Consider the following 13,307-nt stretch of genomic DNA (forward strand, 5'->3'; position numbering starts at 1 on the left):
CATTCGGCTTGCCTTCCTGGCTGTGGTCGATCATCCATGATCCTGAGCGCGTCCTGCGCTTCAGAGATGGGCATAGATTAATCATATGGATGCAGACGCTAAAGAGCCAAAAGCTGCGATCCTTGTAAGCCTTTCGCTATAGCCGAAACGAACCCATGGTTTCGCGGCTGCCGTCTGCCCCAGATAAATCCTTGCCATTGCGCCATGCGAGCGAGGTGCAAAGGGTGCAGGTGCCACTACAGTCTGTTTCCGTGAGCGCCGTGCGGGAATGCTCCAAAATCGAATGGCTGATAACTATTGCGAAACGACATTTAAAAAATATATTCCCTGCCGCTTCGCTTACACAATATCGATGATTAACAGCCAGTTGGGCCTGGAAAATTTAATTTGCGAATTAAATTCGCACTCATAATTATAAAGAAAGCTGTACATATATTTAAATGTGCGTATATTCGCCCCCACTGCTTCGCAATTAACACTTCGACACCCGGCATGATGTTTCTCAGTTTTCATCTCCTCGGTTCGTTTTGATTCTCGCTTCTCAGTCTCGGCGCTGAATGCTTCAGTGCTGTAGCCTTAAAACACCTGGGAGATACTCATGTCTACTCGTCAAAATGGCACAGTTAAATGGTTCAACGATGAAAAAGGTTTCGGCTTTATTACGCCGACCGACGGTAGCGAAGATCTTTTCGTTCATTATCGTTCAATCGAAAGCACAGGCTTCAAAAGCCTGAGCGAAGGCCAAGCGGTCTCTTTCATGGCCACTAAAGGCCAGAAAGGGATGCAGGCCGATCAGGTTCAAGTCTCCTAAGACGCCTGATACAAAAAAGCCCCGCTTCGGCGGGGCTTTTTTTCGTCCATGATATTTAACGACGAAAGTTTGCCGCTCAATAAAAAATTGATAACCGGTAATTATTTGTTGCTACCCGCGAGGCGCAACCGTGAGGCAAGGCGTGCGGCAGCAAAACCTGATTCGCCAGAAAAGCAAAAACCCGCCGAAGCGGGTTTTTTCTGACCTTTCCGAACTCCCTTTCGAGTGCCTTCCTGGCGATGGTCGATCATCCTGATCCTGAGCGCGTCCTGCGCTTCAGAGTGGGTGTAGATTAATTACATGCAGCGGCTGGCAGAAGGGGCGAACGTCGCCGCCGCTTGTAAGCCTTTCGCTATACCGGCGTAGATCTGGGAACTTTCATGCCCCATGCATGACCTCGCAAAATCCCTGTAGATATCGCCGTAGAGCCTCCGGAACGGCGCCTCTGGATCAATCCGGTCACCGCTTACGCCGCCACGACACATAGCAACCGGCGAGCAGCCATATCAGTCCTTGTCCAAGTCGACCAGGGGCTCGCTGCGTACCTCGGTATCGCGCCCGGCCTGCAGCGCTTCGATCCGTTTACGCACACCGTCCACCGCAGCGCTATCGGCCAGCAATTCGTAACGCACCCGAAAATGCTTTTGTTCACCCGGCTCGACCTTCGGCACCAACCCAAGCGGCCGTTGATAGCGACGGTTATAGGAATAGCTGGTACCCGGCTCAAGCCCTGTCACATAGCCCTGCTTCTCGGTATCGGTGTTCTTCCATAGCGAGAACACCGGCAGCTCGCCGGTATTGAAGCCGACACTGACGCCAAGATTGCCAGCCCGGTTGTGCAGCATGGTCAGGGTCTCGCCTTGCTCGTCCGCGTAAGGCACAACGTTGAACACCGTCTCGTCATAGTCCTTGGTCGGCCCGCGATAGCGCTGCCAGTCACTCAGCTCCTGCGCCGCGCGGGGGTTGAACGGCGATACCTGCTTGACCGGCGCAACGAATTGCGCGCCCTCCTCCAACAGCGGCTTACCAAAATTGGTGTGATACAGCGCCTGGTATTCCTTGGCATAGTCGCCTTGGTTGGTCAGCGTGTCGTGCAGTGAAAAACCAGCGCGGCCCGGCTCGGTGCTGAGCTCGGTGAGAATCGCGAAGTCCAGTTTCTTGAATGCCTTCTCCTGCAGTTCGCCGCGCAAGCGAATGGCGTACGGCGGCTTTTCATCGATCTGCAGCACCACTCTTGAGGCTGGAATGTTCGCCGCACGGCCATGCAGCGTGAGCAGTTCACCGTTGTCCTCGCCAGGGTGGCCGACCCATTCGAAGCCACAACGGGTGACCAGCTCATTGAAACCTTCGAGCCAACCCAAGCCGCCACGCCCGTTTAGCTCAATGAAAGCCGGATTGACCACCTCATCGACCGGCGAGTCCCACCCCAGGCGCACGTCCCCGGCCACCGCCTCCAGCACGTTCATGCCGCGTGTGGGGACCACCGTCATTCGCATCGTGCCGTTATCAATCTCGATCAGGCTGACCCCCTCCTGTCGCCCGCCGTGCAACGTACGCACGCTAACCGAGAACGGCGTCGCCGAATCGATACCGAGTTCTTCGCTGGTGATACGCCAGTTTTTCGCAGGTTTGTCGTGATCGATCAGGACCTGCTCCCAGGCCATCGCCGGAGTGGCCAGGCAGATGCCCAGGCTGAAGAGAAGCTGCAAGCGCGTCATGGATGTTCCCTTTGTTGTTATGACCTTCCGCAAAGGTAGCTGAAACGTTTCATCTGGCAAGGCAAAGCGGTTTCACGATGACCAAAGGTGATCGATAACAGCTGCGAAACAGGAATTCCGGGGCAGGCTTTATGCCTTGGTGTAACGACTCGGCTGCCAATAGCCGGTAAGCAGCGGCAGCGCCGGGCCACTCCAGCCACGCTGACGAAGCTGGCGGGCGATCAGCGCATTCATAATCTTGTGACCCATCAGCAATACGCTGTCGTTGGCCTCGGCCAGCTGGATCAGTCGATCTGCTGCGGCGCTGGCTCGCTCGTTAGCCTGGCCAATAGCCTCGGTATGGCTGGCGAAGCCAAGGAACCAGGCCGAACGAAACGCCAGGCGCCAGAGCCGTGAGGGTAAGAGCGGCAGGCCCCAGTTCGGATAGGGCAGATGTGGTTCTGCGAACACCGGATCGGGCACCTCGCAGCAATCGCATTCCAAGTGCGACCGCGACTCTATGCAACGCTGCAGGGAGCTGCAGACGACGATGCCAACGGAGCCGGCCAGCTGCACCAGACTGTCCGGACGCTCGGCGGCGACAACCTCGGCAACGTTATAGCGCTCGACCCAGGTCTTCATGCCTTTAGGGGTGCTCCAGCGCGCCGCGCCATGGTCGGGTCTGCCGTGCCGCACGAGGATGATTTGCATGAGTGTCAACCGAGGTCGGGATCGAACAGGCCTCGCGGGCTTGCATCCGCTGCGGCTTAGAGGGGATATCGGCGGAAATCTTGAACGAATCGCCCCGGCACAACTGCCGGGGCGATGGCTGTCACTTGTCCAGCTCGTCCTGCTTTTCGAGGAATTCTTCTTCGAGCATTGCATCCTTGACGGCCTGCGGCTGCTCGTCGAGCAGCGGGTCATTCAGCTCGCCGCTCGACAGCACGCGGGTATCCAGCTTGCCCATCAGATGCTCCAGCGCGTGCTGCATCTTGTCCGCGGCACCGTCGACCGCAAGCTGCAATGACTCCGCCTTGTGCGTCACCGACACCGCCTGATGCCCCTTGGGTCGCGCCTCGATCTGGCAACGCTTGTCATCGGCGCCAGCCTTCTGCGCATTTTCGTCGCTGATATGGACCTCGACTCGAGTGATGAAATCATCGAAGCGCTCTAGCCGATCCTCAACGGTCGTACCGACCCACTCGTGCAGCTCGACACTGCCGGGAATGTGGTTGCTATTGACCTGAACATGCATACGACTACTCCTGATAGATGACGTACCTACTAGGGTTCGAGGCATACGCGGCTCCGAGGTTCAGCTGCTTCGTCCGGTTGCCGATCTTGGCGAGTCGGCTGGCTGGTTCGCCAGGAATGTATTTTCTATGAGTCGTTCATTCCTGCATCAGCGCACGATAGCGCTGCTGGTATTGATCGTATGGAAGGTTCTCGCTCATCAGCTGCTTGAGTTGGTGCTGAAGGTAGGCATCTTTGCTCAGCGGCGCATCGGCGGACTTCTCGGCGACGACACCGAGGCTCTGGGCTCCGCTGGGAAACAGTTGATGGGTCAGTTCCGCGATCTTGTCCTCGGCGCTGATGAACTTGTCTGGTCGGCCGCCGCCCCATCGAGCGTCATACTCGGCCTGACCGACCTGGCGGCCATTCTCATAGACACGAATGTCGGCGTAGCTCATATACAACAGCAGGTCCCAGCGCCACGTACCGGTATAGGTCGTACTCAACGGGCAACGAGTCGGGCTGCTGCCCGCAGCAAGCTGTCGGGTCTTGAAGCCCTTGTCCCGAAGCAGTTGTTGATAGGTAGTATTGAAGCCCGCACGGAGCCCGGCAGCCGGTATCGTGCAGATCTCGGGCGCGAGCTCAGCCGATAGATTGGCGGGAGTGACGGTCTGCTTGATACTGCAGCCGGTCATGAAAAGCATGGCGAAAAGTATGGGCAGCGGCGCGGCGCGCATGTTGACGTCCTGTCTGGAAACAAAAGGGACGGCATTGTGCCATCAAGCCGCGTGGCGAGTCGTGTCGGCTCGCTTGCTGGCCAGGTCCGCTCGCCCGCCGAGGAACCAGCCCACCGCACCCCACACTGCCGCGCATACGGCACCGACCAGGGCAACCAGCCAGGCGCCATGGCCGAGGCTGTCGAGCAGGCTCTTGGCCCAGCCGCTCATGGCATCACCGCCTCGATAGACCACGGTATCGATGAAGTTCTTCGCCTTGTACTTGCTTTCGGCATCCAGCGGCGCGAAGAGCATTTCCCGACCCGGGCGGACGAAAGCGTACTCGCCGATGCGGCGGACAATCATCACGGCGGCCAGTACGGCAAAGGTCGGTGCCAGTGCCAGCCCGATGAAGCCCAGGCAGACCAGAGCCGGAACAGCGGCGAGCAACACGCGCACGCCAAGCCGCTGCGCAATCCGTCCAGTAATGAACAGTTGCGACAGCAACGCGCCGGCCTGCACCACGAAGTCGATCGCGCCGAAAACCCGCACCTGCTCGGCGCGGTCCGGGAACAGCTCAGCGACCAGCCGTGCCTGCTCGAAGTAGAGAAAGGTGCTGGCCGTGGTCAGCAGCAGCACGAACACCGCGACGCCCAGCAGGTAGCTCGAGCCCAGCACTCGCGTCAGGCCACTGAATGGGTTGCCAGCAACCGGACGCTTCGGGCTTTCGGCATGCTCGGCACCGGGGCGACCGGCGCCCCGAACCTCGCGCCAGGCCATCAGGTAGTGCTTGATGGCCACCGCAGCGGCCAGCAGCAGCGCCGCCAGCAGCATCAGGCCAAACTGCCCGAGCACACCTACCAGCAGTGCACTCAGCGCCGGGCCAACCAGCCCGCCAACGCTCGCACCGGCAGCAATGAAGGCGAATAACCGGCGTGCCTGGGGGGCGTCGAACACGTCGGCCATCAAGCTCCAGGCCACCGACACCACGAACAGGTTGTAGACCGATATCCACACGTAGAACACCCGCGCCAGCCAGATGTTGTCCTGCAACAGGAAGAACAATCCGGCGAACAGCAGCAGGTTGACGCAGAAGAAGCCGTACACCCAGTCGATGTAATGAATGCGCGCCACGCGCGAGTTGAGCCAGGCGAACAGCGGCACCGCCACCAGCATGGCGAAAAAAGTGGCGGTGAACAGCCACTGCAGGTTTTCGACGCCGCCCTGAATGCCCATCGACTCGCGAATCGGCCGCAGCATGAAGTAGCCGGCAAACAGGCAGAAGAACAGCCCGAACCCACCAAGCGCCGCGCGCAGCTCGCCGGGACGGGCATTGATCAGGGCTGCACCGCGCGTGGCTAGCGAAGTGGACATCCGGCCTCCGGTAGATGGCGAACAGGTGCCGCAGCGATCAGCGGAAGGCCTCGACGATCATTTGCCGCTGCCGCGCGTCCGGCAGCCGACCCTGCCCGGCGAGCAGATTGTCCGCCATGTAGCGCGGATTCGAGGTCGCCGGGATGACCGCCGTCACCGCCGGCTCGGCGAGGATGAACTTGAGCAGCAGCTGCGCCCAGGAGCTGGCATCGATATCGGCGGCCCAAGCCGGCAGCGGCTTGTCCTTGACGCGCGAAAGCAGATTGCCGCGCGTGAACGGCCGGTTGATCAGCGTAGCGATGCCATTGTCGGCGCAGTACGGCAGCAGTTGCTTCTCCGCGTTGCGCTCGCTGACCGAGTAGTTGAACTGCACGAAATCGACCTTCTCCTGCTTGAGTGTCTCCAGCAGCCGGTCATGGGCAGACTCCAGATAGTGGGTCACGCCGATGTAGCGCACCCGTCCGTCCTGCTTGAGTTCGCGCAGCAGGCCGAGCTGGGTGGCGGTGTCCTGCAGGTTGTGCACCTGGATCAGGTCGATGGTGTCTGTCTGCAGCGCCTGGAAACTTGCCTCGATCTGAGCCATGCCCCGCTCACGGCCGGTGGAGGAAACCTTAGTTGCGAGGAAGACCTTGTCGCGCTGGCCAAGACGCTTGGCCAGTTCCCCGACGACACGCTCAGCATTGCCATAGCTCGGCGCGGTATCGATCAGCGAGGCGCCTCCCTCGACCAGCACGCGCAACACCTCGAGCAGGCGCTGCATTTTTGGGTCGTCCAGGCTCATGTTGTGCGTGATCGAGGTACCGAGCCCGATCACCGGAAGCGCTTCGCCCGTCGCTGGAATTGGCCGCGTGCGCAGCGCTTCAGCTGCTCGCAACAGCGACGGCAACAGAGGCCCGAGCGCCAGAATCGCGGCGGCAATGGCGGAACGTTGAATAAGCTGGCGGCGCGTCGGCATGGGCGGGTCCTTCGGAGAGCAATGGCATCGACTCCTGAGTATGGTCGAGCGAAGCCATCGATTTTCCGTACCGACGAATGGAGCTTTTCGCGATGTTTCAGCAGGATCAGAGTCAGACAGTCAGCGGCCTTTTCGTCGGAGCAGGCTACAAATGCTGGCAATATGCCGGCACTTCGCGTTTACTGCCCCCCGCGCCCAGAACCGCCGCAGTACGACGCTCAACGCAACAGCCGAGACATGCATGCCGAACTTTCGTCGCCCGCCGCGCAATGCAAAACCCGTCGCGCCCCGTACGCCACGCTCGCTGCGCCGGCGCGGCCTGACCAGCCTCGGTTATGCCGCCGGGCTGCTGCTGGTGTTCATTCTCAGCCTGCTCCTGCTCCCGCGTGACAGTGGTCTGGGCAGGCTGTTGTGGAGCGCTCTGTAAAACAGCGCTCAGGTGCGAAAGCGTCCAACCAGCTCTGCCAGTGTCTTCGCCAGGCCGGACAACTGCTGGCTGGCAAGCATGCTCTGTGATGAGTACGTTGCCGCCTCGTTGGACAGATCACGGATATCGGTGATGTTGCGAGCGATCTCCTCGGTCACGCTGCTCTGTTCCTCACATGCCGTGGCGATCTGCGCGGCCATATCGTTGATGCGCTGCACCGACACGGACGTTTCCCCGAGCACCTGATCGACACCCGCCGCCCGCTCGACGCTGTCCCGCGCTTTATCGCTGCCGGCCCGCATGGCATGCACGGCCTTGCCGACACCGCTCTGCAGGCGTTCGATGCGCGCCTGGATGTCCTTGGTCGAATCCTGAGTGCGCGCGGCCAGTGCCCGCACCTCATCGGCCACCACGGCAAAGCCGCGCCCCTGCTCACCTGCACGGGCGGCTTCGATGGCGGCGTTGAGCGCCAGCAGATTGGTTTGCTCGGCAATACCGCGAATTACCTCCAGCACCGCGCCGATGCTGGCAGTTTCCTCTTCAAGCGCAGCGATGGTCTGCGAAGCGCCTTCAACCTCCTGGGCGAGCTGACGGATCGATCGAATGGTGCTACTAACCACTGCAGCACCCTGGCGCGACTGGGATTCCGCAGCACGAGCCGCGTCCGACGCATTCTGTGCATTGAGTGCGACTTCATGCACCGCAGCACTCATTTCAGTCGCCGCCGTGGTGACCTGATCGACCGCAGCGTGCTCGCTGCTGATCAGCTGGTCGTTGGTCTCGGCCATGCTGGCCATACCCCGCGCAGCGCTCTCGACCTCTGCGGTAACCCGACCGACTTCGGCAATCATCGGTTGCAGTCTGTCGAGAAAACGGTTGAAGGCATTGCCGAGCTGGCCCAGCTCGTCGGCCGAGCGCACTTCCAGGCGAGCGCGCAGATCACCGTCGCCGTCGGCAATTTGCTGCAGGCGGTCGAGCAGACGACGCATCGGATGCAACACCACCATCGGCAAACCCAGTATCAACAGCACGCAGCCCAGCAGGCCGATGGCCAATACCGTGCCCTGCTGTCGAGCCGTGGCTGCGCCTTCGGCAATGGCCTCCTTGCCTACGGTCTCGGCCGCGGCCTCCTCGAGTTCGCCCAGCTTGTCGATCGCGTCGCGCATGGCGTCGAAGCGAGCCTCACCATCGCCGAAGCTCAGCGCGCTGGCAGCCTGAGGGTTCATGTCGACCTGCTCGATGACGCGGCGGGATACCGCCGACCACTGCTCAAAGCCGCGTTTGAACTGTTCAACCAGCGCCAACGCCTCGGCACCCGGCTGCATGGCCGCGTACTTCTGCACCCGATCGTAGGCCTGCTTGAGGTTCTCCGCGTGAGTTGCCTTGAGCGCCTGGACATGGGCATCCGCATCGCTGTCGAGCAGGCTGCGCTCCGCGACGAAGGCCTGATACAGGTCACGATCGGCATTGAGTAACAGGGCGATGGCGGGTAGATGACGTTCAGCCAGGACCGCACTGGAATCTGTGACGCGCTCTATTCCGCGCATCCCGAATATACCCATCAACACCAGCAACAGGGCCAGTGCCACGATGGGCAGGGTGATTTTCCAGCGGAATCCGAGATCGGTGAAAAAGCGGGACATGATTTCGCTCCTTGGCGGCTTATCCTGGCTATCGGCCGCGCTTGCCGCGGCAACAGGTCGCTGGTCGACAAATGCACAAGCACTGCCGGGGACCGTTGAGCCATATCAACCGGGCTCCGCACCTCAGTACTTTGGGATGAATACCATGGTGGCATGGCGATCTTTCACTCATCAGCCGATAAGGTGAGCGAAAGCCATGCCGCCGAACGGCCTGCAGACCGCAGCTTCGGCGCCGATAACAATGAACAGCCTGCGACGGCTAGTGCGGGAGCGGCCGGTTTTCCCGCTTCGTACCCTCAAAGCGCGAGTACTGCCCATGATTTCGCTCTCCCGATTCAAGCCTGGTCACACCCAGTCCAGCGGCACCGCAAGCCTGCTCTGTTCAGCGCAGCAGCTAGCGCAGCAACTGGCGACGCTTCGCATCAACCCGACCTACATCGCCGGATTCGTCTCGCCGCATGTCGATCTGGATGATGTCGCCAGGCAGGTTTCGCAGCGCTTTCCAGCAGCCACGATCAGCCTCTGCACCACCGCAGGCGAGCTATCCAGCGAGGGCCAGCGACTGTATTGCGCCACTGGAGCGCAGTGGGATCGGGTGGTATTGCAGTTGTTCGATGCCAGCGTCATCGCCGCCGCTGAGATCGTCCGCGTGCCGCTGGAGTGCGAGGACATTCGCGGGCAAGGCCAACGGCTATCCATGGGTGAACGCATCGCGCGCCTCACCTCCTCGATCAAACGTGTACAGGTGTCGATGAAGATCGACTACCGCGACACCCTGGCCAACATCTTTTTCGATGGCCTTTCCGCTTCTGAGTCGTTCTTCATGGAGGCGCTGTATGAATCCGGACGCTTCCCCTGCCTGTTCGTCGGCGGTTCGGCCGGCGGCAAGCTGGATTTCCAGAAGACCCAGCTGCACGACGGCAAGCGCAGCTATCAGAACCATGCGCTGATCGTCTTCCTCAAGTGCGCGCGGGATGTGCGCTTCGGCGTTTTCAAGAGCCAGAATTTCGAACCGACGCCGCTCAGCCTGAATGTGCTTAGCGCCTCGCTGGAAGACCGTTACATCAGCCAGGTAGTCGACTCGCGCGGCAATATCCGCACGATGGTGCAGGCCCTCTGCGAAGCGCTCAAGTGCGCACCGCAGGAACTCGAACAACGACTCGCCGACTATTCGTTCGCCATCCGCGTCGGCGAGGAAGTGTTCGTCCGCTCGATCTCGCAGATCGACTTCGCCAACGAGCGCGTACACCTGTTCTGCGATGTGGCGCCCGGAGAGGAGCTGATCATGGTCAAGCGCACACCGCTGGCCGAGGCTACCCGCCGCGACTATCAGCAGTTCATGCGTAACAAGCCCGGCAAGCCGCTGGTGGGCATCCTCAACGACTGCATCCTGCGCCGGTTGAATAACGAACAGGCCCTGGGCGGCATGGACCCGGTGTTCGATGACGTGCCTGTAGCCGGTTACTCGACCTTCGGCGAGATCCTCGGGCTTAACCTGAACCAGACACTGACCGCGGTGTTCTTCTTCCGTACCAACGGCAAGGACGATTTCCACGACGAGTACACCGACAACTTCATCGCCTACCACGGTGAGTTCAAGGCCTTCTTCCTGCGCCGGCAGATCAAGAAGCTCACCGGCCTTAGCCAGGTGGTGGTCAAGCAGATCGAGCAGTTCAAACGCCAGGACTACAGCAGCGCCGTGGACGTCGGCGGGCTGGACGAGCACATTCGCCCGGTGTTTCGCGGGCTGGCTGATCTGGGCCAGGTCCTGTCCCAGGCCGACGAGCAGCGCCGGTCCATTTCCGACCAGGTAAGCCAGTGCGCCACCGAACTGCATGGTTCCATGGACGACCTGACCGTGAACATCAACCAACAGGGCGCGGTAATCGAACAGGCCGGCAGCTCGGTCAAGCAGATGGTCAAACAGGCTGACGAAGTGGTCGGCAGCGCGCGTGAGCTCGCGCAGTCGAGCCAGCGCATTCAATCTGTAGTGCAGACCATCCAGCAGATCGCCGGGCAAACCAATCTGTTGGCGCTCAACGCTGCAATCGAAGCCGCGCGCGCCGGCGAGATGGGCCGGGGCTTTGCGGTGGTCGCCGACGAGGTGCGCAAGCTGGCGGAGATCACCGGCAAGAATGCCGAGGAGATCGGCACCGATATCGACCGGCTGGCCAGCGAGATTCGCGCAGTGGCGCAACACATCGAGACGCAATCGGCCGGCGTCGGTTCGCTGACCGGACTGCTCGATGCACTGGAAAACTCCAGCAACCTCACCGCCGGCACATCGCGCCAGACCAAGGGCGTCGCCGACATGCTGATTGGCCTGACGGCACGCTGACACGGTCTGCGGATCGATGAATGAACCAGGCGCTATCCTGCCAGTCGTTCGCGAATAGCGGCGTAGGGATAGGCCTCCAGCGAAGCGAAACCGGGGATCTGCCGCGCCTTGAGCTTGGTGAACACCGGCACGCTGATGCCGCAGAGAAAGCGTGTCAGGCATTCGCCGCTCGGTGCGTCGCCCTTGAGTTGCCGGTAGCGCTGGCTGAAGTCGGCGCAACGGGCCTCCAGGTCGATCCCGGTGAGTGGCGCCAACGCAGGCGGCTCAGGCAGTTGCGCGACCTGCCCCCGGCAGACCGAGCAGTGGCCGCACTGCGCCGGCGCCTGGCGATCACCGAAGTACACGGCTAGTCGCTGGCTGAGGCATTCGCCTGACTCGAATAACGCCAGCATGTTGTCGATGCGGGTGATCTCGCTCCCTTCGTGCTGCTTGAAGTAGGCGTGCAGCTCGGTGCTCAGCGCCTCTGCATCAAAGCCCCCATCGAGCAACGCATAGACTTCCGTCATCTGCTTGCTCTCCAGTTCGATCCAACCCTTTTCCTGGAAGTACTCCAGCGCCTTGACCACCCGTGCGCGGTCAGCGCCATGTTGCTGATAGAGCGCGTCGAAATCCAGGGTGCACCAGGTTCGTGCCCGCGCCGAGGTGTGCACGATGGCTTCGACGAACTGGCGGCGCTCGCCTTCGAACTTGGCGGTCAGCGTTTCGGGCTCGAGCAGGTACTTGAAGCGATATTCGGCGAAATAAGCGAAACGCGGGGCAATGATGCCGCGCAGCTCGAGCTGCACCAACAGTGTCTTCAGCGGCAACTGGCGGATGTTGCTCTGGTCGGACAGCTGATTGAGCATCAGCTCCCACTGCCCGCCTGTGCCTGCCTGCAAAACCTCGTCGAGCACGCAGCGGATGCCCTCACGTTCCGGCGTGTCGCCGTAGACGAAGTTCTGCAGCACGTTGAGGCTGTCGCGATTGGCCAACACCAGGCAATCGGACGGCTGCCCATCACGTCCGGCGCGGCCGATTTCCTGGCTGTAATTCTCCACGGACTTGGGCAGGTCATAGTGCACCACGTTGCGAATATCCGACTTGTCGATGCCCATGCCGAAGGCGATGGTGGCAACGATGCAGTTCAACTCGCCGGCCATGAAACGGCGCTGGATCGCCTCGCGCAGCTCATGGTTCATCCCGGCGTGATAGGCGCTGGCCGGGAATCCCCGCTGCTCCAGGTGCTCGGCGACCTGCTCGGCAGTCTTCTGCTGGGTGACGTAGACGATGGTGGGCTGGCCGGTCTTGTCTGCCAGCCATTCCACCAGCCGGCGCTGCTTGCTGAAGCCGGCGACCGGCTCGACCAGTAGGTTGAGGTTGGGCCGATAGAAGCCGGTGGTAACCACATCGTCCGCGTCGATGGCGAACTTGGCCTGCATGTCGGCGATCACCGGCGGCGTCGCCGTGGCCGTCAGCAGCAGCGTTTGGGGAATATTGAACTGGCGCTGATAGTCGGGAAGCTTGAGGTAGTCCGGGCGGAAGTTGTGGCCCCATTCGGAAATACAGTGCGCCTCGTCCACCACCAGCAGGGAGATTGGCACCTGGCTGATGAAGTTGCGGAAGCGCTCGTTCTTCAGCCGCTCCACCGAGATCATCAGGATTTTCAGCTCACCGGCTTTGGCGCGCGCCATGGTCTGGCTGGCCTGCTCACGACTCTGCGCCGAGTCGATACTGCCGGCGGCGATGCCATGGCGGTGCAGAAAGGCCAGCTGATCCTGCATCAGCGCCAGCAGCGGCGAAACCACCAGCGTCAGGTGCGGCAATAGCAACGCGGGCAGTTGGTAGCACAGGGATTTGCCCGAGCCGGTCGGGAAGATCGCCGCCGCCGAGCGGCCGGCCACCACGGCGCGAATGGCCTGTTCCTGGCCAGGACGGAAACCGTCGTAGCCGAACGTCTGGGCAAGAGTCTGTTCGATCATGCTGAGTCACTCCTTTGACTGGAGGCCGGAGGGTAGCAAAAGGAGGGAGACGGTACTGCAAAGCGGCCGGCAGGTGTGGCCGGCCATCCGGAAATGCCGAGATCGAGATGCAAGCACGAGCACGACAGGCAACAAGCGAAGCGGCCAGCCATTTC

The 13,307-nt window shown here is 61.2% G+C and carries 11 protein-coding genes; 3 read left to right on the plus strand and 8 right to left on the minus strand.

All coding sequences use genetic code 11. The features are described from left to right. The first annotated feature begins 598 nt into the window (after nucleotides 1-598). The gene (locus tag SM130_RS20355; protein WP_014821949.1) at nucleotides 599-811 is read left to right on the plus strand and encodes a cold-shock protein; all 213 of its coding nucleotides are present in this window, start codon (nucleotides 599-601) and stop codon (nucleotides 809-811) included. A gap of 506 nt (nucleotides 812-1,317) precedes the next feature. Here SM130_RS20355 and SM130_RS20360 read toward each other — a convergent pair. The 6 genes from SM130_RS20360 to SM130_RS20385 form a co-directional block, all read right to left on the minus strand. Then, the gene (locus SM130_RS20360; protein ID WP_102826477.1) at nucleotides 1,318-2,529 is read right to left on the minus strand and encodes an aldose 1-epimerase family protein; all 1,212 of its coding nucleotides are present in this window, start codon (nucleotides 2,527-2,529) and stop codon (nucleotides 1,318-1,320) included. A 129-nt stretch (nucleotides 2,530-2,658) separates the two neighbouring features. Next, nucleotides 2,659-3,219 (minus strand): phosphoglycerate mutase family protein, encoded by a 561-nt coding sequence (locus tag SM130_RS20365; protein WP_102826478.1) that lies wholly within the window; start codon nucleotides 3,217-3,219, stop codon nucleotides 2,659-2,661. A 121-nt stretch (nucleotides 3,220-3,340) separates the two neighbouring features. Next, the gene (locus tag SM130_RS20370) at nucleotides 3,341-3,763 is read right to left on the minus strand and encodes an HPF/RaiA family ribosome-associated protein (RefSeq protein ID WP_102826479.1); all 423 of its coding nucleotides are present in this window, start codon (nucleotides 3,761-3,763) and stop codon (nucleotides 3,341-3,343) included. A gap of 136 nt (nucleotides 3,764-3,899) precedes the next feature. Next, entirely contained in the window at nucleotides 3,900-4,478 is a 579-nt protein-coding gene (locus SM130_RS20375) for an Sbal_3080 family lipoprotein (RefSeq protein WP_102826480.1), read from the minus strand. A 42-nt stretch (nucleotides 4,479-4,520) separates the two neighbouring features. Next, nucleotides 4,521-5,831 (minus strand): NTP/NDP exchange transporter, encoded by a 1,311-nt coding sequence (locus tag SM130_RS20380; RefSeq protein WP_102826481.1) that lies wholly within the window; start codon nucleotides 5,829-5,831, stop codon nucleotides 4,521-4,523. Between the two features lie 37 nt (nucleotides 5,832-5,868). Beyond that, on the minus strand, nucleotides 5,869-6,786 hold the full coding sequence (locus SM130_RS20385; RefSeq protein ID WP_102826482.1) for an aldo/keto reductase: 918 nt from the start codon (nucleotides 6,784-6,786) through the stop codon (nucleotides 5,869-5,871). Nucleotides 6,787-7,027: 241 nt separating this feature from the next. On the opposite strand from SM130_RS20385, the gene SM130_RS20390 reads away from it, so the two are divergent. Then, nucleotides 7,028-7,213, plus strand: a complete 186-nt coding sequence (locus SM130_RS20390) for a hypothetical protein (protein WP_102826483.1) — start codon at nucleotides 7,028-7,030, stop codon at nucleotides 7,211-7,213. An 8-nt stretch (nucleotides 7,214-7,221) separates the two neighbouring features. On the opposite strand, the gene SM130_RS20395 is transcribed toward SM130_RS20390, so the two are convergent. Next, on the minus strand, nucleotides 7,222-8,856 hold the full coding sequence (locus SM130_RS20395) for a methyl-accepting chemotaxis protein (RefSeq protein ID WP_102826484.1): 1,635 nt from the start codon (nucleotides 8,854-8,856) through the stop codon (nucleotides 7,222-7,224). Nucleotides 8,857-9,172: 316 nt separating this feature from the next. Here SM130_RS20395 and SM130_RS20400 point away from each other — a divergent pair, with 316 nt between their 5' ends. Next, nucleotides 9,173-11,194 (plus strand): methyl-accepting chemotaxis protein, encoded by a 2,022-nt coding sequence (locus SM130_RS20400; RefSeq protein ID WP_102826517.1) that lies wholly within the window; start codon nucleotides 9,173-9,175, stop codon nucleotides 11,192-11,194. 32 nt (nucleotides 11,195-11,226) lie between these two features. Here the strand turns inward: SM130_RS20400 and SM130_RS20405 are convergent, their stop codons facing one another. Next, a complete protein-coding gene (locus SM130_RS20405; RefSeq protein WP_102826485.1) occupies nucleotides 11,227-13,152 on the minus strand; it encodes a RecQ family ATP-dependent DNA helicase in 1,926 nt (641 codons plus the stop codon). Between the last annotated feature and the right edge of the window lie 155 nt (nucleotides 13,153-13,307).

Source organism: Stutzerimonas stutzeri (genome assembly GCF_038561965.1).
GTDB lineage: Bacteria > Pseudomonadota > Gammaproteobacteria > Pseudomonadales > Pseudomonadaceae > Stutzerimonas > Stutzerimonas stutzeri_AA.